38 protein-coding genes are annotated in these 26,828 nt (G+C 50.4%); 33 read left to right on the top strand and 5 right to left on the bottom strand.

The features are described from left to right. Positions 1–12 precede the first annotated feature (12 nt). Both AJ81_RS01085 and AJ81_RS01080 read right to left on the bottom strand, forming a co-directional pair. On the bottom strand, positions 13–1,038 hold the full coding sequence (locus tag AJ81_RS01085; RefSeq protein WP_031503284.1) for a D-cysteine desulfhydrase family protein: 1,026 nt from the start codon (positions 1,036–1,038) through the stop codon (positions 13–15). After that, entirely contained in the window at positions 1,035–2,147 is a 1,113-nt protein-coding gene (locus AJ81_RS01080; RefSeq protein ID WP_031503281.1) for an alanyl-tRNA editing protein, read from the bottom strand. The genes AJ81_RS01085 and AJ81_RS01080 overlap by 4 nt, the downstream gene beginning before the upstream one ends. 48 nt (positions 2,148–2,195) lie before the next feature. Here AJ81_RS01080 and AJ81_RS01075 point away from each other — a divergent pair, with 48 nt between their 5' ends. From AJ81_RS01075 to AJ81_RS01065, 3 genes are read left to right on the top strand one after another with little or no spacing between them, the layout of a single operon-like run. After that, positions 2,196–3,353, top strand: a complete 1,158-nt coding sequence (locus AJ81_RS01075; RefSeq protein WP_031503279.1) for a DUF401 family protein — start codon at positions 2,196–2,198, stop codon at positions 3,351–3,353. Between the two features lie 15 nt (positions 3,354–3,368). Beyond that, positions 3,369–4,046: a DUF47 domain-containing protein gene (locus AJ81_RS01070; protein WP_031503278.1), complete on the top strand. Its 678-nt coding sequence runs from the start codon at positions 3,369–3,371 to the stop codon at positions 4,044–4,046. 13 nt (positions 4,047–4,059) lie between these two features. After that, on the top strand, positions 4,060–5,262 hold the full coding sequence (locus AJ81_RS01065) for an inorganic phosphate transporter (protein ID WP_031503276.1): 1,203 nt from the start codon (positions 4,060–4,062) through the stop codon (positions 5,260–5,262). On the opposite strand, the gene AJ81_RS01060 is transcribed toward AJ81_RS01065, so the two are convergent. From AJ81_RS01060 to AJ81_RS01050, 3 genes are read right to left on the bottom strand one after another with little or no spacing between them, the layout of a single operon-like run. After that, a complete protein-coding gene (locus AJ81_RS01060; RefSeq protein WP_031503274.1) occupies positions 5,255–5,578 on the bottom strand; it encodes a hypothetical protein in 324 nt (107 codons plus the stop codon). The two genes, AJ81_RS01065 and AJ81_RS01060, sit on opposite strands and share 8 nt — an antisense overlap. Beyond that, on the bottom strand, positions 5,575–7,506 hold the full coding sequence (feoB, locus tag AJ81_RS01055; protein ID WP_031503272.1) for a ferrous iron transport protein B: 1,932 nt from the start codon (positions 7,504–7,506) through the stop codon (positions 5,575–5,577). Before feoB ends, AJ81_RS01060 begins: the two co-directional genes overlap by 4 nt. Further along, positions 7,503–7,940: a FeoA family protein gene (locus tag AJ81_RS01050; protein WP_038059580.1), complete on the bottom strand. Its 438-nt coding sequence runs from the start codon at positions 7,938–7,940 to the stop codon at positions 7,503–7,505. The genes feoB and AJ81_RS01050 overlap by 4 nt, the downstream gene beginning before the upstream one ends. A 130-nt stretch (positions 7,941–8,070) precedes the next feature. Here AJ81_RS01050 and uvrC point away from each other — a divergent pair, with 130 nt between their 5' ends. The 30 genes from uvrC (at position 8,071) to secY (ending at position 26,827) form a co-directional block, all read left to right on the top strand. After that, positions 8,071–9,744, top strand: a complete 1,674-nt coding sequence (gene uvrC / locus AJ81_RS01045; protein ID WP_031503268.1) for an excinuclease ABC subunit UvrC — start codon at positions 8,071–8,073, stop codon at positions 9,742–9,744. Between the two features lie 15 nt (positions 9,745–9,759). Beyond that, positions 9,760–10,212, top strand: a complete 453-nt coding sequence (locus tag AJ81_RS01040; RefSeq protein WP_031503266.1) for a hypothetical protein — start codon at positions 9,760–9,762, stop codon at positions 10,210–10,212. Positions 10,213–10,229: 17 nt separating this feature from the next. Continuing rightward, entirely contained in the window at positions 10,230–11,495 is a 1,266-nt protein-coding gene (locus AJ81_RS01035; protein ID WP_231845502.1) for a nucleotidyltransferase, read from the top strand. Positions 11,496–11,506: 11 nt separating this feature from the next. Next, positions 11,507–12,016, top strand: a complete 510-nt coding sequence (gene cobO / locus AJ81_RS01030; protein ID WP_031503263.1) for a cob(I)yrinic acid a,c-diamide adenosyltransferase — start codon at positions 11,507–11,509, stop codon at positions 12,014–12,016. Positions 12,017–12,172: 156 nt separating this feature from the next. Next, on the top strand, positions 12,173–12,547 hold the full coding sequence (rpsL, locus tag AJ81_RS01025; RefSeq protein WP_031503261.1) for a 30S ribosomal protein S12: 375 nt from the start codon (positions 12,173–12,175) through the stop codon (positions 12,545–12,547). An 18-nt stretch (positions 12,548–12,565) separates the two neighbouring features. Next, positions 12,566–13,033 carry a 30S ribosomal protein S7 gene (rpsG, locus tag AJ81_RS01020; protein ID WP_031503259.1) on the top strand — a complete coding sequence of 156 codons (468 nt, stop codon included), beginning with the start codon at positions 12,566–12,568 and terminating at the stop codon, positions 13,031–13,033. Between the two features lie 11 nt (positions 13,034–13,044). Further along, entirely contained in the window at positions 13,045–15,129 is a 2,085-nt protein-coding gene (gene fusA / locus AJ81_RS01015) for an elongation factor G (RefSeq protein ID WP_031503257.1), read from the top strand. Positions 15,130–15,149: 20 nt separating this feature from the next. Further along, a complete protein-coding gene (gene tuf / locus AJ81_RS01010; RefSeq protein WP_031503255.1) occupies positions 15,150–16,349 on the top strand; it encodes an elongation factor Tu in 1,200 nt (399 codons plus the stop codon). 55 nt (positions 16,350–16,404) lie between these two features. Beyond that, on the top strand, positions 16,405–16,713 hold the full coding sequence (gene rpsJ, locus AJ81_RS01005; protein ID WP_031503253.1) for a 30S ribosomal protein S10: 309 nt from the start codon (positions 16,405–16,407) through the stop codon (positions 16,711–16,713). A 20-nt stretch (positions 16,714–16,733) separates the two neighbouring features. Then, the gene (gene rplC, locus AJ81_RS01000) at positions 16,734–17,366 is read left to right on the top strand and encodes a 50S ribosomal protein L3 (protein WP_031503251.1); all 633 of its coding nucleotides are present in this window, start codon (positions 16,734–16,736) and stop codon (positions 17,364–17,366) included. Between the two features lie 21 nt (positions 17,367–17,387). Further along, positions 17,388–18,062, top strand: coding sequence for a 50S ribosomal protein L4 (gene rplD, locus AJ81_RS00995; protein WP_031503249.1), 675 nt, complete (start codon positions 17,388–17,390; stop codon positions 18,060–18,062). After that, positions 18,059–18,361 carry a 50S ribosomal protein L23 gene (gene rplW, locus AJ81_RS00990; protein ID WP_031503247.1) on the top strand — a complete coding sequence of 101 codons (303 nt, stop codon included), beginning with the start codon at positions 18,059–18,061 and terminating at the stop codon, positions 18,359–18,361. Before rplD ends, rplW begins: the two co-directional genes overlap by 4 nt. 13 nt (positions 18,362–18,374) lie before the next feature. Beyond that, the gene (gene rplB, locus AJ81_RS00985) at positions 18,375–19,202 is read left to right on the top strand and encodes a 50S ribosomal protein L2 (protein WP_031503246.1); all 828 of its coding nucleotides are present in this window, start codon (positions 18,375–18,377) and stop codon (positions 19,200–19,202) included. Between the two features lie 13 nt (positions 19,203–19,215). Beyond that, a complete protein-coding gene (gene rpsS / locus AJ81_RS00980; protein ID WP_031503245.1) occupies positions 19,216–19,503 on the top strand; it encodes a 30S ribosomal protein S19 in 288 nt (95 codons plus the stop codon). A gap of 14 nt (positions 19,504–19,517) precedes the next feature. Beyond that, on the top strand, positions 19,518–19,925 hold the full coding sequence (gene rplV / locus AJ81_RS00975) for a 50S ribosomal protein L22 (RefSeq protein ID WP_031503243.1): 408 nt from the start codon (positions 19,518–19,520) through the stop codon (positions 19,923–19,925). A gap of 19 nt (positions 19,926–19,944) precedes the next feature. Next, positions 19,945–20,574, top strand: coding sequence for a 30S ribosomal protein S3 (gene rpsC / locus AJ81_RS00970; RefSeq protein ID WP_031503241.1), 630 nt, complete (start codon positions 19,945–19,947; stop codon positions 20,572–20,574). Between the two features lie 18 nt (positions 20,575–20,592). Then, positions 20,593–21,021 (top strand): 50S ribosomal protein L16, encoded by a 429-nt coding sequence (gene rplP, locus AJ81_RS00965; protein ID WP_031503239.1) that lies wholly within the window; start codon positions 20,593–20,595, stop codon positions 21,019–21,021. Further along, positions 21,018–21,218, top strand: a complete 201-nt coding sequence (gene rpmC / locus AJ81_RS00960) for a 50S ribosomal protein L29 (protein WP_031503237.1) — start codon at positions 21,018–21,020, stop codon at positions 21,216–21,218. The genes rplP and rpmC overlap by 4 nt, the downstream gene beginning before the upstream one ends. A gap of 6 nt (positions 21,219–21,224) precedes the next feature. Beyond that, positions 21,225–21,512, top strand: a complete 288-nt coding sequence (rpsQ, locus tag AJ81_RS00955) for a 30S ribosomal protein S17 (RefSeq protein ID WP_031503235.1) — start codon at positions 21,225–21,227, stop codon at positions 21,510–21,512. Continuing rightward, positions 21,509–21,877, top strand: a complete 369-nt coding sequence (gene rplN / locus AJ81_RS00950; RefSeq protein WP_031503234.1) for a 50S ribosomal protein L14 — start codon at positions 21,509–21,511, stop codon at positions 21,875–21,877. Before rpsQ ends, rplN begins: the two co-directional genes overlap by 4 nt. 12 nt (positions 21,878–21,889) lie before the next feature. Further along, positions 21,890–22,207, top strand: a complete 318-nt coding sequence (gene rplX, locus AJ81_RS00945) for a 50S ribosomal protein L24 (RefSeq protein ID WP_031503233.1) — start codon at positions 21,890–21,892, stop codon at positions 22,205–22,207. A 14-nt stretch (positions 22,208–22,221) separates the two neighbouring features. Further along, on the top strand, positions 22,222–22,770 hold the full coding sequence (gene rplE / locus AJ81_RS00940) for a 50S ribosomal protein L5 (RefSeq protein WP_031503231.1): 549 nt from the start codon (positions 22,222–22,224) through the stop codon (positions 22,768–22,770). A gap of 14 nt (positions 22,771–22,784) precedes the next feature. Beyond that, entirely contained in the window at positions 22,785–22,970 is a 186-nt protein-coding gene (locus AJ81_RS00935) for a type Z 30S ribosomal protein S14 (RefSeq protein ID WP_031503229.1), read from the top strand. Positions 22,971–22,985: 15 nt separating this feature from the next. Then, positions 22,986–23,390, top strand: coding sequence for a 30S ribosomal protein S8 (rpsH, locus tag AJ81_RS00930; protein ID WP_031503227.1), 405 nt, complete (start codon positions 22,986–22,988; stop codon positions 23,388–23,390). A 12-nt stretch (positions 23,391–23,402) separates the two neighbouring features. Then, complete coding sequence (rplF, locus tag AJ81_RS00925) at positions 23,403–23,957, top strand: 50S ribosomal protein L6 (protein WP_031503225.1); 555 nt, start codon at positions 23,403–23,405, stop codon at positions 23,955–23,957. Between the two features lie 14 nt (positions 23,958–23,971). Further along, complete coding sequence (gene rplR / locus AJ81_RS00920) at positions 23,972–24,340, top strand: 50S ribosomal protein L18 (protein ID WP_031503223.1); 369 nt, start codon at positions 23,972–23,974, stop codon at positions 24,338–24,340. A gap of 29 nt (positions 24,341–24,369) precedes the next feature. Beyond that, on the top strand, positions 24,370–24,897 hold the full coding sequence (gene rpsE, locus AJ81_RS00915) for a 30S ribosomal protein S5 (RefSeq protein ID WP_282706028.1): 528 nt from the start codon (positions 24,370–24,372) through the stop codon (positions 24,895–24,897). 3 nt (positions 24,898–24,900) lie between these two features. Next, positions 24,901–25,092, top strand: a complete 192-nt coding sequence (rpmD, locus tag AJ81_RS00910; RefSeq protein ID WP_031503219.1) for a 50S ribosomal protein L30 — start codon at positions 24,901–24,903, stop codon at positions 25,090–25,092. Between the two features lie 9 nt (positions 25,093–25,101). After that, on the top strand, positions 25,102–25,545 hold the full coding sequence (gene rplO, locus AJ81_RS00905; RefSeq protein WP_031503217.1) for a 50S ribosomal protein L15: 444 nt from the start codon (positions 25,102–25,104) through the stop codon (positions 25,543–25,545). A 1-nt stretch (position 25,546) separates the two neighbouring features. After that, positions 25,547–26,827, top strand: a complete 1,281-nt coding sequence (gene secY / locus AJ81_RS00900; RefSeq protein ID WP_031503215.1) for a preprotein translocase subunit SecY — start codon at positions 25,547–25,549, stop codon at positions 26,825–26,827. Position 26,828 lies beyond the last annotated feature (1 nt).

The raw sequence follows: 26,828 nt of genomic DNA, 5'->3' as shown, positions 1-26,828 counted from the left end.
AAGCGATCCTTCTCACGGCTCTATGAACCTGTACGCCTGCGCGAACAAACCGAAGGTCCCACCGGTGTGGATGAACAGGATCCTCTGACCCCTCTTGCTCGTCTGCAACATGCCTCTGAACGTCTTTGCGGTGTAGACCGGATCGAGCACGAGTCCCTCCATGGACGCGACCATCTTTATACACTCAATATCTGCCTCGGTCGGTACCGCGTACGCTGGCCCACTGAAGTCGTCCAGGATCTTCACTTCGTCGGGTTGTACTTTCACTCTTATTCCGTATTTGGAAAGATCGTCGATGATCTTCAGCACTTTCTCAGCGAAGTGACTTGCCTCTCTCTTGGTGACGTTGATGCCCACGACGGGCGTATCGTAACCGAGGAACCTCAAACCCGCGAGCAAGCCCGCATAAGTACCACCACTGCCAACGGCACAATAGATCGCGTCAAACTGCGACAGATCGATCTGACCCGTCATCTCAGCTACGGCCCACACGTAACCAAGTGCACCGAGCGCATTCGAGCCACCTTCCGGTATCACGTAGACTCTGCGCCCCTGAGATTCGTATTTCTGCCTGTACTCTTCGAACACTTCATCTATTCTCGAGTACTGTTGCTGTGTCACAAAAACGATCTGTGCACCGAGCAGTTTGTCGATCAAGAGGTTCCCGTTGACCACTTCTTTGAAGTAACTTCGTTCCGCCTCATCGCTCGCGAAGAAGTTCCTGATTTTTCTCATTGAGTTGTTGCCCTGTTCGGGCTGACTCTCCCTCAGAAACAAAACCGGTTTCAAACCCAACTTGACGCACAGATGGGCGGTTGCGCGTGCGTGGTTCGACTGTTCTCCTCCACAGGTGAAGACCGTGTCACAACCCTGGCGAAGCGCATCCGCCAGAAGAAATTCGAGTTTTCGAATCTTGTTGCCGGACGAGATGAACTCGGTCATGTCGTCCCTCTTGACGAGTATTTCACGCTCATAACGTTTTCCAAGTCGCGTGAGCATCTCAATCGGTGTTGGAAGTTTCGCAAGCGAGATCTTCATTTTTCCACCTCCAAGGCTTTTTCGAGAAGATTCAAAAACTCTTCCATGTCCATGCTGATCTTGATCGAGCCTCGTTTCTTCCCACCACCACCCGGGACGTTCAGGACGGATCTCAGCTTTGAAACGATCTGGCCACAATCGATCCTGTCGGAACTGATGGCGAACTCGTCTTCGAGTTTGCAGACCAAAAGATCGGCAAGAGGTTGTTTCAACAAAGCCCTCGCCACGCTCGGGAAACCTTCATAAAATGCGACTTCGTATTCGAAGATCTTCCTTTTTGGTAGATTCGTGCTGATGAAGCGTGCATGTTCCTCTGAGAGTCGATCCAGTGTAGACGAAAGAGATCTAATCTTTTCGATGAGGGCCTCGATCCTGATCGCAAGATCGCTAAGAGAACAGGTGAGTGTTTTTTGAAGGTTTTTTGTCACAAAAACGCACTGTTGAAAATGCTTGAGGGCCCTCTCGCCGGCAACGAAATGAACTCGCGTCAGATTCTGCTTGACTTTTTCCCAATCAACGATCTTGATGATCCCAATCTCTCCGGTGTTTGCCACGTGGAAACCGCCACACGCCGACAGATCGAAATCCTGAACCTTCACAACTCTGACTGTTTGTCCAACCTTCTCGCTGAGGGATTTTCTTAAATTCATCTTCTCAGCTTCTTCTCTCTCGACGAAAAGAATCTCTACATTCACACAGCTCTTAACGATCTCGTTCGCAAGTCTTTCCACATCTTCGATAGTTCTTTCTGTGAGGACGGGTAAATCAATGTCGATCGTGGACGTCTTCTCTCCCATGTGAAAACTCACAGTTTGCGCCTGAACGACTTTCAAAAAGGCTGCAGAAAGGATGTGCTGTGCTGTGTGCTGCGTGGCGATGTCTTTTCGCCTGGCTTGATCGATCTCGAAGTCGTACTCTCCCGGCTCAATGGGCTCATCGATTTTGTGATGGACTTCGCCGTTCACTTCTTTCACATAGAGTACCTTGGCCGGTCCAATGGTGCCTCTATCTCCCAGCTGACCGCCTTTGCCGTCCGGATAGAACGGGCTTTCATCGCTCACGGCAAACAAGTCTTTGCCTTCCTCATACAATCTCTTAATTTTGATCACATGCGCTCACCCCGTGTGAATATTAGAATCTTCTGTGGGAGGAATCTTGTGGTCACTGTCTCCGTTGTCCTTTCGCTGGTCTTAATCGTAACGGTGCAGAGACTCACGAAAACTTTGCTCCTATCTATGATATCAGGTTTTGGCCTGTTTGTAGCCATGAACAGCGTCTTGAGAGGTGCGCTCGTGGAACTTTTCCTCGCTACCGTTCGTGACAGATCCTTCTTGACACTGATTCCGACGATCTTCTTCATATACTTCCTCGGCGAGATCATGGATGTATCAAAGGATGCTCGAAGAATGACGGAGTCTTTTCAAAAACTCTTTCAAGGATCAATGGGAGCGGTGGTGTTCATACCGTCGGCGATCGGCCTTATGCCCATGCCCGCAGGTGCGATGTTCACTGCACCCATGGTGGACCGAATGGGCGAAGGCATGTCCAACCTCGACAAGCTGTTGACCAATTACTGGTTCAGACACTGCTTGGAATTCTTCTGGCCAGTTTATCCAGCGATGTACCTGCTCGCGGGTCTCACTTCAACGAAGATAGGTTCCGTATCTTTGAAGCTCTCCCCGCTGTTCTTCGTGTCCTTCTTGGCAGGCTGGGTATATCTGAATGGCTTGAAGTTACCGAAATTCAACAAATTGAGTCGTTCAGAGTGGAAACAGCTGTGGCCGTTGATTTTGGTTCTCTCTGTTGGATTCATGATACTCCTGTTCAAAATGGAAGGATGGCTCGCTCTCCTCTTGGTGAGCCTTTCGTATGCGTTTCTGAGGACAAACCACGTGTCTGAGGCAGTGAAACGGACTTTGAGAAGGCTCGATGTTGTTCCGATCATTCTGCTCGTTTTCATGTTCAAGCATGCGATGATGGATTTTGGTTTGGGTGAACGTGTCAGTCTTGAATTGACGAGCCTCGGTTTGAGCACGAAATTCGTCGCAATACTTCTGCCACTTCTTTCTGGCATGTCCACGGGTATAACTCACGCGAGTCTGGGCATATCCTACCCAGTTGTCGTTGGCATGGGTGGTGAACGACTCGGCCTTCTTGTCTACGTCTTCTCTGTGCTTGGGGTTCTTCTGTCGCCTGTCCATTTGTGCCTGATCCTGACACTGAACTACTTCAAGGTGGACCTTTCGAAAGCCGTTTTGAAAATGCTACCGCTGATCGGCGTGACTGCCTTCGTAGCGTACCTATTCTATGCGTGAAGTGGGGTGCAAACCATGACGAGGTTCCTCGGAAAACTCTTTCCGCAAGAATCACCCTTGAAACTGTTGTATGAACACGCGCGACTCGTTGAAAAGTCCGCAGAACAGATTCCAGTGGCGCTGGGAAAGTTCTTACGACACGAGCCGGTTGAAGATCTGGCGCAGCTGGTGGACAAACTGGAGGACGAAGCTGACGAAATAAAGGTTCGCATCAGGGAAGTTTACTCAAAGCTCAAGTTCGTTTATTTCGACAGAGTGGATCTTCTACTGATACTCCACGATCAGGATGCTGTGATCGATGCGGTGGACGATTTTTTGAAAATGCTCTGCATCTACAGATTCGACAAACCTTTGCCGAAGGAACTGACGGACATGTTGTTTGAACTCGCAGAAAGAGTTCAGGACGCCATCAAATTCATGGTCGAGTCGGTACACGAACTTCTGAAGCTCGTTGAATCTTCCTTCTCTCCTGTTATTGCCGGCGAGGAAAACGCGCTGACGCAAAAGGTTGAATCCGACGAAAGCGGAACAGACAGACTGTCCCTCGCTTTGGCAAAGAAGGTCTTCTCGCTGAAGAACGTGTTGCATCCTGTGGACATCATGTACCTCGAAAAGCTGACGCGACTCTTGACGCGAGCGGCGGACCACGCTGAGAACGTCGCTGAAAAAGTGCGAATGATCGCAAAAAGTTGAAGGAGTGATCCGAGTGATACTGCTGGTAGCGTTCATCGTAGGTTTCTTGATGGCCTTCTCCATAGGGGCAAACGACGTGGCAAACTCCATGTCGACGGCTGTTGGTTCTCGCGCGATAACTCCCAGACAGGCAGTCATGATCGCGGCAGTTTTGGAATTTCTCGGCGCGGTGATGTTCGGTTCACACGTGGTCACAACGATAACCAAAGGGATCATCAAGGTGGAATTCATGAACGATCCAAGACAGGTCCTCGCCGGAGCGCTTGCAGCACTGCTGGGTTCATCGGTCTGGATCTTGCTCGCGACGGTTTGGGGAATGCCCGTATCGACGACACATTCGATCGTCGGTGGTATGGCGGGTTTTGGTATAGCAAACGCAGGTCTGCATGCGATCAACTGGAACAAGATGGCCAGTATAGTCATCAGCTGGGTTCTGTCACCAATCGTTGGGTGGTTGTTGGCGTACACAGTGTTCAAGATCATTTCCTATGTGATCTTGAGAAAGTCCCATCCGGCAATGGCGATGAAGAGATCGATACCGTTGATCATCTTTACGACGTTTTTCATCGTCTGTCTGTTGTTCGCACTGAAAACCTTGAAGATGCAGTTTGACAGGGCCTTAGGATGGTCTTTGATCATAGCAGCTGTGATCGGTGTTCTGGGGACAACGTTTTTCAGAAAAATACAGCCGGCTGGTTCGGACGAATATGAATATGTGGAATCGATTTTCAAACGTCTGCAGATCATGACGAGCTGTTATGTGAGCTTTTCACACGGAGCCAACGATGTTGCGAACGCCATTGGTCCGGTGGCTCTCGTTTACTGGATCGTCTCGCATGGAAACGTTGCCCAGAAAGTAGGAGTGCCGATGTGGTTGCTGGCGCTCGGTGGACTCGGTATTTCTGCGGGAGCACTTCTTCTTGGGGCACGCGTGATGAAAACGGTAGGAGAAGAAATCACGCAGCTGAACAACTCTCGAGGTTTCTGTATCGATTTCAGCACTGCCTCAACGGTGCTCTTCGCTTCGGTACTCGGCCTGCCCATCTCGACCACGCACGTGGTGGTTGGATCAGTCGTTGGTGTCGGGACCGCACGCGGAGTAGAGCTCGTCAACGTTGGGGTCCTGAAGAACATCCTGATCTCATGGTTCGCGACTGTTCCTGTGAGTGCACTTGTCTCGGCCGGATTCTACCTGCTCATCCTTCGATTCATTTGAACTGCTTTCTCACCGCACGTGCCTGGATCAGGCCCACCAGACCAAGTAGAATCAAAAGAGTCCTGGACAGGTTGAACTTCAACTCAAACCTCGCCAGATCGTTCAGAAAGGTCAAAACTGCGGCAACGAAGAACATGATGCCCCCAACCATGCCGTGTGCGTGTATCCTCTGAGGATCTTTCCTTGATTCCAAGAGACCGAACAAATAGATGAGCGAAAAGATGAGCACACAAAAGGCAAGCATGGCGTCGTCTTTCAGCATCAAGAAAAACAGCAAGAACGCTGCCAGCCATTCAATCAAGAGAAGGAACTTCATACGAAGATACCTCCCATCATTCTCACAGCGAGTGCCAACACGTAAGCGATGAAGAGACTGTAGAAGATTGTGATGACTACGTACTTGGTACCGATCTCCGACTTGATGGTCGCGAGCGTTGCGAAGCACGGAATGTACGCCATGACGAAGACGATGAAACTGAACGCCGTCACGGGGTCAAACAACTGTGAAAGTTGTGCCGCCAGGCCTTCGTCCGTCGTGTTGAACAGCATGCCGAACGTCGAAACTATGATCTCCTTCGCCGCGACACCGAAGAACAGGGCCGTAGAAGCACGCCAGTCGAACTTCAAAGGCTTGAGAACGAACGAGACCGCTCTACCAATCTGTGCAGCGAACGACTGTGTCACATCGTTTGGATTTGGAAAGTACATCAGCGCCCAGAGGACGAGCGAGGATACGAAGATGATCGTGCCTGCCTTGACAAGGAAATGTTTACCCCTCAGCCACGTGTACAGCGTAAGATTCTTGAAAGACGGCAGTCTGTACCTTGGAAGTTCGAGAATGAAAACGCTGCGTTGACCTTTGAAAATGACCTTGTTCAAGACGAGTGAGCTGATCATGGCGGCGAACATGCTCAGCAGATAGATTGAGAAAACCACCATACCTTGGTTTCGGCTGAAGAAGATCGATGCGATCAGAAGATAAACCGGCAATCGAGCACTGCAGGAGATGAAGGGAACAGACAGCACGGACACAATCCTCTCCCGTGTGTCCGGCATGCCCCTGGTTGAAAGCACCGCGGGTACAGAGCATCCGAAACCGAGGAGGAAGGACATGAAAGACCTGCCTGACAGTTTCAGACTGTACATGACTCTATCCATGACGAAAGCGGCTCGTGGTAGATAGCCTGAATCTTCCATTATTCCAAGCAAGAAAAAGAGCGCGAAAATGTTCGGAACGAAAACGAGTACGGCACCCACGCCACCTAAGACTCCATCGGCGAGCATCGAGGCGATCATTCCATCACCCAAGTGAGCCGTCACGAGGTCTGCCAAACGACTGAACGTGTTCTCGAGTAGATCGCTCAGCGGTTGGACCGTTTCAAAAGCAAACTTGAACGCCAGATACATCAGTGCGAGGAACACTGGTATGCCAATGAATTTGTGGGTCAGAACGTGATCGATGGCTTCGCTCATGGAAAGTTCCTTGGAAATTGCCGCGACCGATTCCTTGACGATGAGCTGGATGTGATCGTAACGTTCTCGAGCGATTTGGCTCTTCAAACTCCCTGGCTTGACGCTTGATTGAAGATCGAAACGCGAGAGTTGTTCCACCGTGTGCGGATCTCCCTCGAGGTACTTTATAGCGAACCAACGTGAAGCCGATTCACCAACCTGGGTTTTTATCAACGTGGCCAGTTGTTGGATCATTTTCTCGGTTTCGTCGCTGAAGTTGAAGAGCACCTTCTTCTGTTCCGTGGAGGCCGTTGAGACTATGCAATCCAGCAGCTCATGTATGCCCTCGCCGGTCAGCGCGCTCGTGAGCACGACGGGCACCTTCAGATGTTTCGAAAGTTCTTGCTTATCTATGATCAATCCTTTCTTTTTGGCCTCGTCTATTGCATTCACAACCAAAATGGCTCTGGCCTCGAGTTCGAGTATTTCCAAAAGAAGGTACAATCCCTGTTCCATCGAAAGTGCATCAGCGACCACCACGACAACGTCAGGGGTGTTGTAGAGGAGAAAATCTCTCGCTATCTTTTCGTCCAACGAAGTGGCGAACAAGCTGTAAGTACCCGGTAAATCTGTGATGATGAGCTGATGACCCTTCCAACTCCTCACACCTTCTTTGACCTCGACTGTTACACCCGGCCAGTTGGCAACGTACTGTCTCATGCCAGTGAGTGCGTTGAACAAACTGGTCTTTCCAACGTTGGGATTTCCGCAGAGTGCGACCCGGATTGTCAAACATCATCCCTCCTGAGGTAGATCCTTCTGGCCATCCCCAAGCCTATCCTGAACACTCCTCTGTTCGTTTCGACGACACCCTTCGAAATGACTTTCACGGTGCTGCCGATGTCGATGCCCATGGATCTGAGCTTGTCACGAAAATTCCGCCCTCCGACCAGATGAATAACCCGCCAGCTTCCCTCGGTAACGTTCGAGAGTTGTTCTATTTCATCCTCCATAGACACTTGGATTCGCTTGGCCTCATCGTTTCTCAGCGTCACCATCTTACCCATGACCATGTAGACTCTCGGATCGCCTAAGGGAGCACAGCTGATCACCTTCACGCTGTTGCCCGGAACAAAACCTATGGATAACAGCCTGCTGCCCACGTCATCATCCGGTACGGAAATTATCTTTGCCTCAAAGCCTACGGGAACATCCGAGAGCGACATGGTGCCATCTCCCCTCTTCTTATTGAGATTCATTCTCAATAATAATATTACCACCACCCCTTGGGAACGTCAAGGACTTTTCTTGCCAGTGAAGAACGACAGAGTAAAATAAGAGGTTGGAGGTCAAACTGTGGATCTTCGAAGGAAGGCAGAGCTCGCTCCGAATAAACCAGGTGTGTACATCTTTTATGGAGACAAAGAGTATCTTTACATAGGTAAAGCCAAGGATCTGCGCCGCAGATTGATGACTTACTTCAGCGATTCGTCGCATAGAAAGAATGCGAAGGTGCAGGCACTGATGAAGGAAGCCCTCGAACTGGACTATCTGGTGGTTTCCAACGAAAAAGAGGCACTCTTGTTGGAAGCCAGTTTGATCTTTCAGCACAAGCCCAAGTACAACGTCATGCTCAAAGAGAGCGAGTATTATCCCTACGTTGAGATCACGAAGGAAGACTTCCCCTTGGTGAGAATAGTGAGAAAGCGAAGTCTCGAAGGAGAATACCACGGTCCATACACGAACATCACGTTGTTGAGAAACTTGCTGGACTATTTGCAACAGGTGTACCAGTTCAGAACGTGTGAGAGAGATTTGAAGAGGGTGAAGAAACCGTGCGCGGAGTACCACCTACACAGATGCCTTGCACCCTGTTCTTCAGGGATAGATCCAGAAACGTACGTCAATTTGAGCATCGAACCGCTGAGAAGGTTTTTGAAGGGTGAGACACGGGAAACTTTCAAACTTCTTGAAGAGAAGATGAAAAAGCACGCCTCCATGCTTGACTTCGAAAACGCCGCCAAGTACAGAGATCTTCTTCTGAATCTGCAGCGACTTCTGGAAAACCAGGGCGTGGTGCTCGAACCGTGGCGAAATTTGGACGTCATCGGAAACAATGGCAGATGTTATGTCGTGCTGCGCGTGAGAGGTGGAAACATCGTAGCGAAACTCAACTACAGCCTGGATTCAACCAGGATCGAAAATTTTCTGTTTCACTACTACGTAGTCAACAGAAACGAACTTCCGGAGCTGGTTCTGACAAGAAGACCTGTAAAGTTGAAGCTCCAAGCACAAATAAGGCCTCCGGCAGATGAAACGGAGGCAGAACTGCTCAGGAAGGCTTTGGAGAACGCTCAGCTGAGCGCACAGAAACTGGAACTCAGCATCAAAGCGCTTGAACAGCTCAAAGAACTGCTTAAACTTCAGAACGTTCCGAGGACCATAGATGGTATCGATGTGGCACACCTGCAAGGCCAACTCACGGTGGCTTCCCTCGTCGTGTTCAAAGACGGCCTGCCCATTAAATCGTTGTACAGGCATTACAAACTCCAAAGCGTGGCTAACGACGATCCGGCCGCCATTCGGGAAGTGGTGAAACGTAGATACTCAAAGCATCAAACCCCCGATCTGGTCTTCGTGGATGGAGGAATTGCACAGGTTCGGGCAGCATTCGACGGTCTGCGTGAGATCAAGAAAGAGTGTGCCGTTGTCGGTTTGGCCAAGGCAGAAGAGACAGTTTGCACGAACGAAGGTGAAATGTCTCTGCCAAAGGATCATCCCGTGATACGCTTACTCGTGGTGATAAGAGATGAAGCACACAGGTTCGCCAACACTTTCCATCAAAAATTGAGAGACAAGTATCTGCTCGAGTCGATCATAGAGACAATACCAATGATAGGTCCGAAGAGGAGGAAAAAGTTGTTGCAGAAATTCAGCAGTCTTCAGCAGATCAGGGAAGCTTCGATCGAGGAACTGGCAAAAATCTTGGGAAGTGAACGACTGGCAAAATTGCTCGTATCGAAAGTATGAAGCGAGGTGGTGTCTGTGAAAACCGTGCTCTATTTGGCCCTCATCATAGGCGTACTGTGGAGTACGTTCGGTCTTGTCATGCTCATCGGCTATTCACTCTTGAGCTACGCTTCACCCTTCCTGAACGACATTTTGAACGTTACAGTGAAGAGTTCGAGGTGGTTCTTGGCCTTCGCATTGTCTTTCTTGGCTTCAGGAATGTGCATTTGTCTTTATTCGCTGGCGAAAGCGAATGGGGACAACCATGTTGTTTTTCTCTCCTTCGCGTTTTCTTCGAGTGCGCTCTCGATAGCTATTCAGATCTACAGAATGGTTGTGAGCGGTTTCGGATGGTTTGCCTATGATCTACTTGGATCTTACGGTGAGATCGGCCTGGTGAAACTCGTGTCGGTTGGTTTGCTGGCGTTATCGTTGATCTTCTTCTCTTTCCAGTTCAGTTTGATCAGGATGGAGAGGTACAGCTCATGAGAGTACTCGGCGTGATAGTGGAGTACAACCCCTTTCACAACGGTCATCTTTACCATTTGACGAAGGCCAAGGAGCTCATCAATCCAGACTACGTTGTGGCTGTGATGAGTGGCAGTTTCTGCCAGAGGGGCGAGCCGGCCATAATAGACAAGTTCTCACGTGCTGAGATAGCTCTTTTGAACGGTGTGGACGTTGTTCTGGAACTTCCGTTCATCTACGCGGTTCAGGATGCCGGCGGTTTTGCACGCGGTGCGGTGTGGTCACTCCACAACACTGGCGTCGTGACCGACATAGTTTTCGGGAGCGAATCGGCAGATTTGAGTTTTCTTCAAACGATCGCGGAGGTTATGGTGAGACAACCCGATCCTTTCCCCGAGCTGATGAGAGAGGAGTTGAAGAAGGGACACTCTTTTCCAAACGCGAGAAAGTACGCCTTGATGAAGTACTTCGAAATCACCAAAGCGATGGAACCGAAGGAAGTGCTGAAGATCGAAAAATCTAACGATATACTCGGCATCGAGTATATCAGGTCAATCATGCTCTTGAACAGTCCGATAAAACCACACGTCGTGAGGAGGGTTGGAGCAGAAGACAGGGATGAAAGGTTCCAGGGGAAGTTCTCAAGCGCCACTGCGATAAGAAAGTGCATTTCCAATGGAGAATGGGACAAGATAAGCAAAGCCTTGCCAACGAGCAGCCTCAGGATCATCTCGCGCGAGCTGAACGAAGGAAGAGGCCCCGTGTTTCTACAACACATGGAAACGATGATCCTGTCCAAGTTGAGACTTATGGACAGATCGCAGCTTCAAAGATTGCACGGGTTCGATGAGGGTTTGGACAAACGTTTCGTCGACTGCGCAGTGAAAACGACGAACTTGGAAGATTTCTTTTCCTGCGTGAAGAGTAAGCGCTTCACCCTCAGTAAGATCAGGCGACTCTGTCTCTATGCGCTGTTCGATATCACAGGCGAGTTTGTCGAAAGATCAAATTCACTCGGACCACAGTATCTAAGAGTTCTGGGGTTCTCATCCAGAGGCAGAGAACTGCTCTCGAAGATGAAGCGAGTTTCGCGCGTGCCGATCATTTCTCTCTGTTCACTGTACAGAAAGGTGTTAGAGCAAGCGATGAAGAAACCTGAAAGGTTCCAACTCGATCCTCAACTGTTCGAGCAACAACTGCTCTACGACATCAAGGCCACCTCGTTGCACGCGCTACTGTTTCCAAAGCACTCAGAAAGGATCGGTGACAAGGATTTCAAAATTCCACCGATCGTGATTGGATAGGAGGCGAAGTTATGGGATACGTCCACGTCTACACGGGGAACGGAAAGGGTAAAACGACCGCGGCACTCGGTCTGGTACTGAGGGCGCTCGGGCACAAGATGAAGGTGTACGTCGCACAGTTCCTGAAAGGAATGGACTACGGCGAACTACACTCATTGCAGTGCTTCGAGAACGTCACCTTGGAGAGGTTCGGAAGGCCGAAGTTCATCCACGGAGAACCCGACGAGGAAGACACGAAGTTGGCCAAGCAGGGATTAAATCGTTGTCGTGAAGTGGTCAGCAGCGGTGAGTACGACATCGTCGTGATGGACGAAGCCAACGTGGCCGTCTATCTTGGTTTGTTCAACGTGCAAGATTTACTCGACGTCGTTTCGAACAGGCACGAAAGAACCGAGCTCATCATCACGGGAAGGTACGCTCCTCCAGAGTTGATAGACGTAGCGGATCTGGTGACAGAGATGGTAGAGGTGAAACATTATTATTCGAGGGGAATCCAAGCGAGAAAGGGTATAGAGTACTGAGTTCAAATGAGCGTTAAAGATAATTTCAAACCGTTGTTGTATTTTCTGCGTTGCCGGGTAGTATAATGAGTCTCGCGAACGCTTTTTGCATGATTGACAGAACATGCGTTTTGTAATAAAATGACGAGTCGGTGTGTCGTTGAAGGGAGGTTTTTCATGCCGACCATAAACCAGTTAATCCGATTTGGTCGCGAGAGGAAGGTAGAAAAATCGAAGGCACCAGCCCTGATGGGGAACCCTCAGAAACGCGGTGTTTGTATTCGTGTCACCACGATGACGCCAAAGAAGCCGAACTCAGCCTTGAGGAAGATCGCGAGGGTCAGGTTGTCCAACGGTATCGAGGTAACGGCATACATACCCGGAATCGGGCACAACCTGCAGGAACACTCTGTTGTCCTCGTCAGGGGTGGAAGGGTCAAGGACCTTCCCGGAATTAGGTACAAGATCATCCGTGGAACTTTGGACGCGGCAGGCGTTGAGAACAGAAGACAGTCCAGGAGCAAGTACGGTGCCAAGAGACCGAAGAAGTGATGTTTGGAGGTTGGTAGCGTGAGAAGAAGGAGAGCAGAGGTCAGAAAAATAGCGCCAGACCCTGTTTATGGTGATGTGTTGGTGGCGAAGTTGATAAACAGGATCATGTGGGATGGCAAAAAGACTGTTGCGCAGAAGATCGTCTACAAGGCTTTCGACTACATTAGGGAAAAGACAGGTAAAGATCCGCTCGAGGTCTTCCAAAAAGCCCTCGATAACGTCAGACCGGTGCTCGAGGTTCGACCAAGACGAGTTGGTGGTGCAACGTACCAGGTACCGATCGAGGTGCAGGAACCGAGGAAAACCTCGCTTGCCTTGCGCTGGATAGTCAACGCGGCGCGAGCAAAGAAAGGACGTCCCATGTATTTGAAACTCGCCGAAGAGCTGATAGCTTCGTATCAAGGAACGGGAGCCGCTGTCAAGAAGAGGGAAGATGTCCACAAGATGGCGGAGGCGAACAGAGCGTTTGCCCATCTGCGGTGGTGAAAGGAAAACTTATGTTAGAAGTTCAAGCCCTGTACGTCCCTCTCGAGAAGCTTCGTAACATCGGAATAATGGCCCACATAGACGCCGGCAAGACGACGACGTCTGAGCGCATACTCTATTACACCGGCCGCAAGCACATGCTCGGCAGTGTGGATGAGGGAACCGCAACGTTGGATTGGATGGAGCAAGAAAAGGAGAGGGGCATAACGATACAGGCGGCGGCAACGACGTGTTTTTGGAAAGGCCACAGAATAAACCTGATAGATACGCCCGGGCATGTGGATTTCACTATAGAGGTCGAGCGCTCCCTCATGGTCCTGGATGGTGCGATCGCAGTGTTCGATGCTACCGCTGGCGTAGAACCACAGAGCGAAACGGTTTGGCGTCAAGCTAACAAGTACGGTGTGCCAAGGCTGGCATTCATGAACAAGATGGACAAAACGGGTGCAGATTTCGACATGGCGATCAAGACGATGATCGATAAGCTTCACGCGAAACCCGTTGCGATACAGATGCCGATCGGTTCTGAGAAAGATTTTGCTGGTGTCATAGATCTTCTGAAGATGAAAGCGATATACTGGATCAGCGAGGATGGTTCGCAGTACGTGGAGGAAGAGATACCTGCTCACCTTGTCAGCGAAGCTGAAGACAGGCGCGAAGAGTTGATATCGGCGCTCGCGGAAGAAGACGAGGAGATCCTGAACCTCTACCTCGAGGATGAGGACATACCCATCGAAAAGTTGAAAGCAGCGATCAGAAGGTTAACTATAGAGAACAAGATAGTGCCGGTTCTCTGCGGAGCTGCTGCGAGGAACAGGGGTATTCAACCGTTGCTCGATGCGGTCATCGACTATCTTCCATCACCCTTAGATCTGCCGCCGTTGAGGGCTCAGACTCCAGATGGCGAAGCTGTGGAAATCGTTCCTTCCGAAGAGGCTGGTTTCACGGCACTCGCTTTCAAGATACAGGTTGATCCATACGTCGGTAAGCTAACTTATCTGCGCGTTTATTCTGGTAGACTGAACAAAGGTTCCTACGTCTACAATTCGACGAAGAACATTAAGGAACGCGTCGCAAGGTTGATGTTCATGCACGCGGACAAGAGGGAAGAGGTGGAGTTTGCAAGGCCTGGTGACATAGTCGCTGTTGTTGGATTGAAGAACACGACGACCGGAGATACGCTGTGCGATGAGAATCGTCCGGTGCTCATAGAGAGGTTCAACTTTCCAGAACCTGTTATATCCGTCGCTATCGAGGCGCCAACGAAAGAAGAGGAAGAAAAGATGGTCCGAGCCGTGACGGCACTCAGTGAAGAGGATCCCACACTCAAAGTTGGTGTCGACAAAGAAACAGGTCAGATCATTCTGTCTGGAATGGGTGAGTTGCACCTGGAGATCGTGACGGACAGATTGAAGAGAGAATTCAACGTGAACGTGAGGGTGGGAAGACCCCAAGTTTCCTATAGAGAGACCATCACCAAGGCTGCCGTTGCCGAAGGCAAGTACATAAGACAAACAGGTGGTAGGGGTCAGTACGGACACGTCGTGGTGAGGTTTGAGCCTATCCCGTACGAAAAAGGAAAGCATTTCGAATTCGTGAACAACATCGTTGGTGGTACAATACCGAAAGAGTACATTCCCGCAATAGAGCAAGGCATACGCGAGGCCATGGAAACGGGTTACGTGGCAGGTTATCCAATGATTGGGGTACGAGCGGTACTCGTGGACGGCTCTTACCACGAGGTAGATTCTTCGGAGATCGCTTTCAAGATTGCGGCCAGTTTGGCCTTCAAGAACGCGATGAAAGAATGTGAACCAGTCTTGTTAGAACCGGTCATGAAACTGGAAATCGTCACACCCGAAGAATACCTGGGCTCGATCATAGCCGATCTGAGTTCTCGAAGGGCCAACATTCAGGGTCTGGAAACGAAAGGGAACACGAAGATCATCAGGGCGACAGCTCCCATGTCTGAGCTTTTCGGTTACGCCACGGTCCTGAGGTCGTTGAGTCAGGGCAGGGCTGCTTACACAGCTCAGTTCTCACACTATCAAGAGATACCGGACAGGATACTGGAAAGGATCTTGAAAGCTGTTTAAAGGTGAAGGAGGGAGTTTGAATGGCTAAGGAAAAATTTGTGAGAACCAAACCACACGTCAATGTTGGAACCATAGGTCACATCGACCATGGTAAGACGACACTCACAGCAGCGATCACTAAGTATTTGTCTTTCAAGGGTTTGGCAAACTATGTGCCTTTCGAGCAGATCGACAAGGCACCGGAAGAAAAGGCCAGAGGAATCACGATCAACATCACGCACGTTGAGTATCAGACTGAAAAAAGACACTATGCCCATATCGACTGCCCGGGTCACGCTGACTACATAAAGAACATGATCACTGGTGCCGCACAGATGGATGGAGCCATTCTGGTCGTTGCCGCAACGGATGGACCGATGCCGCAGACGCGCGAGCACGTGCTACTTGCAAGACAAGTCAACGTGCCATACATCGTGGTCTTTTTGAACAAGGTCGATGCCGTTGACGATCCAGAGTTGATCGACCTCGTCGAAATGGAAGTTAGAGAGTTGCTGTCGAAGTACGAATTCCCTGGCGATGAGGTTCCCGTGATCAGGGGTTCTGCTCTCAAAGCCCTTGAGGCTAACGATCCAAACGATCCAGCATACAAAGCCATTCAGGAACTCCTGGATGCGCTGGACAACTACATTCCCGAGCCTGTCCGTGATGTTGACAAACCGTTCCTGATGGCCATAGAGGACGTGTTCTCCATCACGGGAAGAGGTACGGTCGTCACTGGAAGGATCGAACGTGGACGCATCAGGCCGGGCGACGAAGTGGAGATCGTCGGTCTGAGCTACGAGACCAGGAAGACGGTCGTGACGAGCGTTGAAATGTTCAGGAAAGAGCTCGAGGAAGGAATAGCAGGAGACAACGTTGGATGTCTGTTGAGGGGTATCGACAAGGATGAGGTCGAGCGTGGTCAGGTGCTCGCTGCACCCGGTTCGATCACGCCTCACACCACCTTCAAGGCGAACGTGTACGTGCTCAAGAAAGAGGAAGGTGGAAGGCACACACCGTTCATGAAGGGTTACAGACCTCAGTTCTACATAAGAACGGCGGATGTCACCGGTGAAATTCTCGAACTCGGAAACAACGCAGAAATGGTCATGCCCGGCGACAATGCGATACTGACCATCAAGTTGATCTATCCGGTTGCCATAGAAAAAGGAATGCGCTTCGCTATAAGAGAAGGCGGAAGAACCGTTGGAGCAGGAGTCGTCGCGGAGATCGTAGAGTGATCTCGAGTGGGGGCTCGGCCCCCACCCTTTGGACGAAGAGGAGGGAACGAGACTCATGCCTGGACAGAAGATCAGGATAAAGTTGAAAGCTTACGATCACGAACTTCTCGATGAATCCGCGAAGAAGATCGTGGAGGTCGCGAAGTCCACGAACGCGAGAATATCCGGTCCCATACCATTGCCGACGGAGAGGACTCTCTATGTGGTGCTTCGATCCCCACACAAGCACAAGGATTCGCGTGAGCAGTTCGAAAAGAGGGTCCACAAGAGACTGATCGATATAATAGAACCTTCGCCGAAGACGATCGACGCACTGATGAAGATAAACCTCCCAGCAGGTGTCGACGTAGAGATCAAACTCTGAACCTTCGGAGGTGTTGGAGCATGAAGATGATCATAGGCAGAAAAATGGGGATGACCCAGCTGTTTGAGGGTAACGAGGTCGTGCCAGTAACGGTGATAAAGGCTGGCCCATGTTACGTTGTGCAGAAAAAAACCCCTCAGGTCGATGGATACTGCGCAGTTCAGTTGGGTTTTGAGGAGATCAAAAAAACCAACAAGCCTCTCGAGGGACACTTCAAAAAGGCCAATTTGAAGGCTCTGAGGGTTCTGAGAGAGATGAGACTTGAAAGCGAAGAGGAGCTGAGCAAGTACGAAGTGGGACAGACCATAAAGGTCGACATATTCCAACCTGGAGAGTTGGTAGACGTCGTCGGCTGGACGAAAGGTAGAGGCTTCGCAGGTGGCGTCAAGAGATGGGGATTTTCCGGAGGCCCAAAGACCCACGGATCGAAATTCCACAGAGAACTCGGCTCTCTCGGTCAGCACACAGAGCCAGCAAAGATTTTCAAAGGGAAAAAGATGCCAGGACATTACGGGAACGAGAGGGTAACGATCCACAACCTCGAGGTCGTGAAGCTGGATGTAGAAAACAACCTCATAGCGGTCAAAGGTTCTGTCCCTGGTGCGAGGGGTGGCTTGGTGCTCATCAGGAGCCCCAAGAAGACCCGAAAATGAGGCTGAGGAGGAATCAAGCGTATGGCTATCGTAGACCTGTACAACATGAAAGGGCAGAAGATCGGTGAACAGGAGTTGAAGGACGAGATATTCAACATCGAACCCAACCTTGATGTTATGTGGCGCTACGTTGACTATCAGCTATCCAGAAGGCGCGCAGGAACCGCTTCGACCAAGACTCGAGCAGAGGTGAGCGGTGGAGGAAGAAAACCTTGGCCACAGAAACATACCGGTAGGGCCAGGCACGGATCGATAAGATCTCCCATCTGGAGGCACGGTGGTGTCGCACACGGTCCCAAGCCAAGGGATTGGAGCAAGAAACTGCCGAAAAAGATGAAGAGGTTAGCCATAAAGTCAGCACTTTCTCAGAGGTTCAGAGAGGGAAACTTGATCGTTTTGGATGACATGAAGTTCGATGAACCAAAGACTAAGAACATGAGGCAGGTCTTGAGCGATCTTCAGCTCACCGGTAAGAAGGTTCTTTTCGTCTTACCGTGGAAGAAGACCGAGTATGAGAACGTGAAGCTCGCATGCCGAAACATATCCGGTGTCAAGGCTATAATTGCAGACAACACAGGTGCATCCCAGAACGGTGAAGTAAGGGTAGACGGCCTGAACGTTTATGACATCTTAAACCACGAGAAACTTGTCCTGACCAAAGACGTGGTAGCTAAGATCGAGGAGGTGCTCAAATGAACCAGCAAAAACTCACACCATACGATGTGATTGTTAGACCAATCGTGACGGAAAAGTCTACGGCTGCGAGGGAAGATAGAAAGTACATCTTCGAAGTGAACCTTCTGGCAAACAAGCATCAAGTCAAGATGGCGATCGAAAAGTTGTTCAACGTGAAAGTTGAGAAGGTCAATGTGCTCTTGGTAAAGCCGAAACCGAAGCGCAGGGGCCTGTTTGAGGGAAAAACCCGGCAGTGGAAGAAGGCCATCGTCACCTTGAAGGAAGGCTACACGATCAAAGAGCTGGAAGTCCAGCAATGAGAGGTGAATTCCGATGGGTCTGAAGAAATTCAAACCGATCACACCAGGTCGAAGGTTCATGGTGATACCAGACTTCTCCGAGATAACGAAAGAAGAGCCCGAGAAGTCCTTGCTGGTACCCATCAAGAAGACGGGCGGAAGGAACCACTACGGACGCACGACGGTTAGGTTTCGTGGAGGAGGTCACAAGCGCAGATACAGAATCATCGACTTCAAGCGCGACAAGATAGGCATACCTGCGAAGGTCGTATCGATCGAGTACGATCCAAACAGAACCGCGAGGATCGCACTGTTGGTATACGCAGACGGTGAGAAGAGGTACATTCTTGCACCCAACGGTCTTCAGGTTGGCGACACTCTGATGGCTGGACCAGAGGCAGAGATAAAGGTCGGGAATGCGTTGCCGCTGGAAAAGATACCCCTTGGAACGATGATACACAATGTTGAGATAAGACCTGGTTCCGGTGGAAAGATCGCGCGTTCTGCGGGCGTCGCGTGCCAGCTCATGGCAAAGGAAGGCGACTATGCTCTGTTGAGGATGCCTTCCGGTGAACTAAGAAAGATTCACATAAAGTGTTACGCAACCATCGGTGTCGTTGGTAACGAGGACCACAAGAACGAAGTCGATGGCAAGGCGGGTAGGGTGCGCTGGAAGGGTAGAAGGCCACATGTGAGAGGCATGGTCATGAACCCAGTCGACCATCCGATGGGTGGTGGAGAAGGAAGAGGTAAAGGTCAGCATCCCGTGACGCCATGGGGAGTACCATGCAAAGGATACAAGACCAGAAGAGGCAGAAGACCATCGGATAGGTTCATAGTCCGCAGACGCAACGAAGTCTGAAGGAGGTGTTCGTGTGTCTCGATCTAAGAAGAAAGGTCCGTACGTTGACCCGAAACTTTTGAAGAAGATAAGGATGCTGAACGAGACGGGAGAAAAGAAAATCATCAAGACGTGGAGCAGGGCATCGACGATAGTCCCAGAAATGGTCGGCCATACCATAGCTGTTCACAACGGATTGAAGCATATCCCCATTTACATAACCGAGAACATGGTCGGTCATAGATTGGGCGAGTTTGCTCTCACCAGAAGGTTCGGAGGTCATGCCGACAAGAAGGCTGCCTCTAAGGGTCAAGTCAAGTGAGGAGGGAGCAGCGTATGGCTACTGAGAACCAGACCAAGAGACCCAAAAGATCCGTCCAGTACAAACAGCAAGAAGAAATTCAAGTAAAAGAAGCGCGAGCTGTCGCTCGATACGTGAGGATATCACCGCGAAAGGCCCGTTGTGTCGTGAACGCGATCAGAGGCAAGAGTGTGGACGAAGCGTTCCAGATTCTTCAGATGTCACCGAAGAAAGCCGCACGGCTCGTGGAGAAAGTTTTAGCATCTGCTGTGGCCAACGCCGAGAACAACGCTAAACTCTCCAGGGAGAACCTTTACGTTTCTCACTGCGTTGTCGACGATGGGCCAAGAATGAAGAGAATCTGGATGCGTGGAAGAGGAAGGGCAGACATAATTCAGCGGCGAATGTGCCACATTACTGTAGTGGTGCGGAGTAAAGACTAAACTTTGGAGAGGTGATACGGTGGGTCAGAAAGTACATCCAAGAGGATTCAGACTGGGCGTAACGTCGGAATGGCAGGCGCGTTGGTTCAACGAGAAGAACTACGGACCATGGCTGAAAGAAGACGAAGAGATACGCAAACTGGTCAAGTCCATGTACAGCCAGGCCGGTATCAGTGAAGTTTTCATAGAAAGACCTGACAACGAAACCGTGACAGTGATCGTCAAAACTGCGAGGCCCGGGGTCATAATAGGCAAGAAGGGTGCCGAGATCGGCAAGTTGAGGGAAGAGCTTGAGAAGAGGCTCAACAGACGCGTTCTCGTGAATGTGGAGGAAGTAAAAACGCCCGAGCTTGATGCACAACTGGTTGCCGAGAGCATAGCGACAAGAATAGAGAAGAGAGCCTCATACAAGCGCGCAATGAAGCGAGCCATTTCAGACGCGATTCGAAAGGGAGCCGTAGGAATAAAGACGATGGTTTCAGGCCGACTCGCAGGGGCAGAGATCGCAAGACGGGAATGGTACCTCAGAGGCAGATTGCCACTTCAGAAAGTCAGAGCAGTCATAGATTACGGAACCGCCAAGGCTGAAACGAAGTACGGTACGATCGGTGTAAAAGTCTGGATTTACAAGGGTGATGCGCAGATTTGAAGTAGGGAGGGAAACACGATGTTGATGCCCAAGAGGGTCAAATACAGAAAGCAGCAACGAGGAAGACTCAAGGGCGAGGCAAAAGGTGGAACAACCGTCGCTTTTGGCGAATGGGGTTTGAAGGCACTCGCTCCGTACTGGATCACGGCCCAACAGATAGAGGCCGGCAGGATCGCCATCATGAGGGTGCTGAAGAAAGGTGGAAAACTCTGGATCAGGGTCTTCCCCGATAAGCCTTACACGAAGAAGCCTGCTGAGTCCAGGATGGGTAAGGGAAAAGGTAACGTGGAAGGTTGGGTTTGTCCGGTGAAACCTGGGAAGATCATATACGAGATCGCCGGTGTCGACGAAGAAACGGCTAAAGAAGCCCTCGAATACGCCGCAAGCAAGTTGCCGATACCAACCAAGATAGTCTCGAGATCCTCTTTCGGGGGTGAAGCCGTATGAAAGTGACAGAGCTCAGGAACTACACTGATGACGAACTGAAAAAGCTACTGGAAGAGAAGAAGAGACAGCTCATGGAGCTCAGGTTTCAACATGCTTTGGGACAGTTGAGGAACACATCTCTCATAGAAGAAACGAAGAGGGACATAGCAAGGGTCAAAACAATACTCCGTGAACGAGAACTTGGAATAAGGAGGTAATCGACAATGCCGAGAAGGAGATTGGTAGGCGTCGTGGTCAGTGACAAAATGGACAAGACCGTGGTCGTCAGCGTCGCAAGATGGCTCGAGCACCCTGTTTACAAAAAGCACATCAAGCGATCCAAGAAGTACCACGCACACGACGAGCACAACGAATGCAAGGTTGGCGACGTCGTTGTCATAGAGGAAACGCGGCCTTTGAGCAGGACCAAGAGATGGAGGGTCGTCGAAATACTCCAGCGTGCGTATCAAGCTGAAAATATACCCGCGGTTGAGGAGAGTGAGGAAGCATGATCCAGACGGAAAGCTATCTCAACGTCGCGGATAATTCGGGTGCGAAAGTCTTGAGGGTCATCAGGGTCTTAGGAGGGCACCACAAGAAGTACGGCAGGGTTGGAGACATCGTTGTGTGTTCCGTCAGGGACGTCATACCGAATACCGGAATCAAGAAAGGTGAGGTTGTCAAGGCAGTCATCGTTCGGACGAGGAAGCCAATAAGAAGACCGGATGGAACCTACATAAGGTTCGATGACAATGCCGCTGTCGTTCTCGACAAGTTCAATGAACCAAGGGGTACACGCGTTTTTGGACCGGTGGCCAGAGAGATCCGTGAGAAAGGTTACATGAAAATCGTGTCTCTGGCGCCAGAGGTCCTGTGAGAGGTGAGGAAGATGCGCATAAAACGTGACGATCTGGTCCAAGTCATCTCAGGCAAAGACAAGGGCAAGAGAGGCAAGGTTCTCAAGGTGATACCGAAGGAGGACAAGGTCGTAGTACAGGGAGTGAACATGGTTAAGAGGCACCAAAGACCCATACCACAGCTGAGAGAGGGAGGCATCATAGAAAGGGAAGCTCCGATCTATGCCTGCAAAGTCATGGTTGTGTGCCCAAGCTGTGATAAACCAACGCGTGTCGGTATGAAGTTTCTGGAAGACGGCACGAAGGTCAGATTTTGCAAAAAATGCGGCGAGATCATCGATAAAGCGTGAGGAGGAATCCTAAGATGGCTCAGTACGTGCCTTTGAAGGAGAAGTACGAAAAAGAGATAGTACCGATAATGATGAAAGAATTTGGATACAAGAACATTCATCAAGTTCCGAAACTCGAAAAGATAGTCATAAACATGGGGATCGGCGAAGGGGCACGGAATGCCGATCTACTCACGAAACATTCGAACGAACTCGCGGCCATCACTGGACAAAGGCCTGTGATCACGAAAGCCAAGAAGAGCATCTCGAACTTCAAGATAAGAAAAGGGATGAACGTCGGCTTGAAGGTGACGCTTCGTGGTCTCAGGATGTGGAACTTTCTATACAAACTTGCGAACATCGCTCTACCGAAGGTGAGGGACTTCCGTGGCTTGAACCCGGACTCTTTCGATGGAAGGGGTAACTACAGTTTCGGCCTGAGCGAACAGTTCGTATTTCCCGAGATCACACCGGACCAGGCCACGAGGGTACAGGGCATGGACATCATCATAGTTACCACGGCCAAGAACGACAGGGAAGCGAAGAGGCTGTTGGAACTGCTGGGATTGCCTTTCAGAAAATGAGGAGGAGATAGAGAATGCCAAGAAAAGGTTTGATAGAGAGATGGAAGAGACCAAAGAAGTTCAAAGTCCGCGAGTACACAAGGTGCGTCATGTGCGGTAGAGCCAAGTCTGTGTACAGGGAATTCGGTCTCTGCAGAGTCTGTTTCAGAAAGATGGCGTTGGAGGGCAAGCTCCCCGGAGTCAGGAAGGCAAGTTGGTGAAGAGGAGGGAGAACGATGTGGAGCGACCCGATAGCTGATATGCTCACGCGAATCAGGAACGCCAACGTCGCGTTCAAAGAGTACGTGGACGTGCCAGCCTCGAACATGAAGCGTGCGATTTGCGAGATACTCAAGCGCGAAGGATTCATTCAAGATTACAAATACATCGAGGATGGCAAGCAAGGCATACTGAGAATACACATGAAGTACAAAGGTTTGAGGAGAAATCGTGAGAGAGTGATTCACGGAATCGTGAGAGTATCAAAGCCTGGAAGAAGGGTTTACGTTACGAAAGACGAACTACCGAAAGTCAAGAACGGTCTCGGCATAGCGATACTGACGACTTCGAAAGGTATCGTGACCGACAAGGAAGCCAGGGAACTCGGAGTCGGTGGAGAAGTCATCGCCTACATTTGGTGAGGAGGTGAGAACATGTCCAAGCTTGGAAAGAAACCCATAGTCATCCCCACCGGTGTCGATGTAAAGCTCGAGTCTGATACGATAACGGTGAAAGGACCCAAGGGGACGCTTTCACAGAAGCTATCTCCGTACGTGAAGATTGAAATAGAAGACGGTAAGATCTGGGTGAGACAGAACGAAGAGAGGATGATCAGGAAGTCTTTCAGGCGCATCTTGAGGATGTTCCAAGGCACCTACTGGTCGTTGATAAGGAACATGATACACGGTGTGACGAAGGGTTTCGAGAAACAGCTCGAGATCGTTGGAATTGGCTACAGAGCGCAGGCACAGGGCAACAAACTGACACTTCAGGTGGGTTACACGCATCCCGTGGTGCTCGAAGCTCCAGCGGGCGTGAGTGTTGAGACACCCTCACCCAACCTCATCGTCGTCAGGGGAGCGGACAAGCAGAAGGTTGGTCAGTTTGCTGCTAACATCAGATCTTACAGAGAGGTCAACGTCTACACAGGCAAAGGTATCAAGTACAGGGACGAAGTGGTGAGAAGAAAAGAAGGTAAGAAGGCGTAAAGGGGGCATTTGACGTGATAAAGAAAGAGGATCGAAACCTGAAGAGGATCAAGAGACATCTGAGAATCAGAAAGAAAGTGAAAGGTACACCAGAAAAGCCTCGTCTGGCCGTGTTCAGGAGCGAAAAGCACATATATGCTCAAATAATCGACGATACTAAGGGTCATACGCTTGTCTCGGCTTCCACACTGGACAAGGAGTTGCGACAAAGATTGTCAAAGACGTACAACACCGAGGCAGCAAGAGAGGTTGGCAAATTGATTGCTCAGCGCGCTCTGAGTCTGGGAATCAAAACGGTCGTGTTCGATCGCGGAGGGTTCAAGTACCACGGTAGAATCAAAGCGCTGGCCGACGCCGCGAGAGAAGCAGGCTTGCAATTCTGAGGAGGTGTGTGTAAAAAATGGTGGATGAAATACTGGAGGAAGAAGTTATCAAGAGAGAGTCTGAAGAATTTGAGGAGCGTATCGTTGAGATAAGAAGGACGGCAAAGGTCACGAAGGGTGGAAAAACCCTCAGCTTCAGAGTTCTGGCGGTTGTTGGAAATAGAAAAGGCAAGGTGGGCGTTGGTATAGGAAAAGCCAGAGAGGTCCCAGATGCGATAAGAAAAGCGTTGAGTGCGGCGCGTGCGGCTCTGATCGATGTTCCTCTTTACAGGGGAACCATACCCCACGAGGTCACTGCAAAGCAAGACGCATCCGTCGTTCTGCTGAAGCCCGCAGCACCCGGTACGGGAATCATAGCTGGATCGGTCGTCAGAGCCGTTGTAGAGCTTGCGGGGGTTCAGAACGTGCTCACCAAATCTTTAGGTTCAACGAACCCAGTGAACTTGGCTCTCGCTACTCTTAAGGCTCTCAAGGGTTTAGTTCCACCCGATAAAGCTGCAAGATTGAGAGACTTGAGTGTAGGACAAGTTATTCGCGGAGCGAAGAAGGGGGCTTGAGCTGTGGCGAAGATCATCGTGGAACTCGTGAAGAGTCCCATAGGTTACAAGTACGATCAGAGAGCAACTCTAAAGGCACTTGGTCTGAAAAAACTGCACGACAGAGTGGTCAAACCCAAAACGCCTCAGATACTCGGCATGATTGAGAAAGTCAGACACCTCGTCAAAGTCGAAGATGTATCGGAGGAGGAATGAGCTATGGCGTTGAGACTCGAAGATCTCAAACCCACACCCGGTTCGGTCAAAGAACCAAAGAGGGTGGGTAGAGGCATAGGCTCTGGTCTTGGCAAGACCTCTGGCAAAGGTCACAAAGGTCAGAAGTCGCGAGGCACTGGAAAAGTCCATCCGTGGCACGAGGGTGGTCAGACTCCCCTGCACAGAAGATTGCCCAAAGTGGGTTTCAAGAGCTTCGTTCACAAAGATTATGCGATCGTCAACCTCAGAACACTCGAAGAGAGGTTCGAATCGGGCGAAGAAGTCACACCCGAGAAACTGATAAAGCTTGGGATAGTGAAAAAGCTCAAAGATGGTGTGAAGATTCTGGGGGACGGTGAGTTGACCAAACCCTTGATCGTGAAGGCCCACGCCTTCAGCGAGACAGCAAAGAAGGCCATCGAAACGGTCGGGGGAAGGGCAGAGGTGATATGACGTGTGGAAAGCCCTTCGAAACGCTTTCAAAATACCTGAACTACGTGACAGGATAGTTTTCACCGTCCTAACGCTGATCGTCTTCAGGTTGGGCGTGTACATTCCCGTACCGGGCATAAATATCCAGGCCTGGGCCGAAGCGTTCAAACGTTTCGCCGGAGCGGCAGCCGGCGGTATCATAAGCTTTTACGATGTGTTCACCGGTGGGGCCCTGGAGAACTTCTCGATCTTCGCCATGAGCGTCACACCCTACATAAATGCGTCCATAGTCTTGCAGTTGCTCTCCTCCGTGATAACCAAGCTTCGTGAGATGCTCAGAGAGGGTGAAGAGGGCAGGAAGAAGTTTGCCAAATACACACGCAACCTGACGATCGTGCTCGGTGCCTTTCAGTCTTTCATCGTGTCCTTCAGTTTAGTGAGGCAGAGCCCAGACATAGTCGCTTACGGTCTCAACCCCATGGTCTTCGTATTGATCTCCACCATTTCGATGCTCGCAGGCACGATGTTCCTCCTCTGGTTGGGAGATCGGATCACCGAGAAGGGTATAGGCAACGGGATTTCTATCTTGATCTTTGCAGGTATCGTTGCAAGATATCCAAGCTACTTCGGAAGCGTGTTACTGGGTAACTTGAACCTGTTCGGCTGGATCTTCCTGATCGCGATCGCCGTGGTAACAGTTGCGGGCATCATATACGTTCAGCAAGCAGAGCGTAGGATCACGATACAGTATGCCACACGCGTCGTTGGAAGGCGTGTGTACGGCGGTGCGTCCACGTACATCCCGATCAAGGTGAACCAGGGAGGCGTGATACCGATCATATTCGCCAGCGCCATAGTTATGATCCCCGCGGCCATCGCCGAAATGACTGGACTTCAATGGTTACGTGCCATCTTTTCACCGGGTAACGCCTTGTATATAATACTTTACGGTCTGTTGGTGTTCTTCTTCACATACTTTTACAGTGTCGTTGTCTTTGATCCGCACGAAGTATCAGAAAATGTGAGAAAATATGGTGGATTCATACCCGGAATAAGACCTGGCAAACCCACGGAGGAATACATCCAACGCGTCTTGAGCAGAGTCACGTTCCTCGGTGCCGTGTTCCTGGTAGTCATAGCGTTGCTGCCACACTTCGTCGAGGCAGTCACCAGGGTCAACATCGTTATAGGTGGTACTTCAACGCTGATAGCCGTCGGTGTGGCGCTCGACGTGTTACAGCAGATGGAAGCGCACATGATCATGAGACATTACGAAGGATTCGTGAAGAAAGGGCTGAAGTGAA

Source organism: Pseudothermotoga hypogea DSM 11164 = NBRC 106472, from assembly GCF_000816145.1.
GTDB classification, from domain to species: domain Bacteria; phylum Thermotogota; class Thermotogae; order Thermotogales; family DSM-5069; genus Pseudothermotoga_A; species Pseudothermotoga_A hypogea.
The sequence above is the reverse complement of the archived record's forward strand: the minus strand, read 5'-3'. Positions and strand labels throughout refer to the sequence as shown.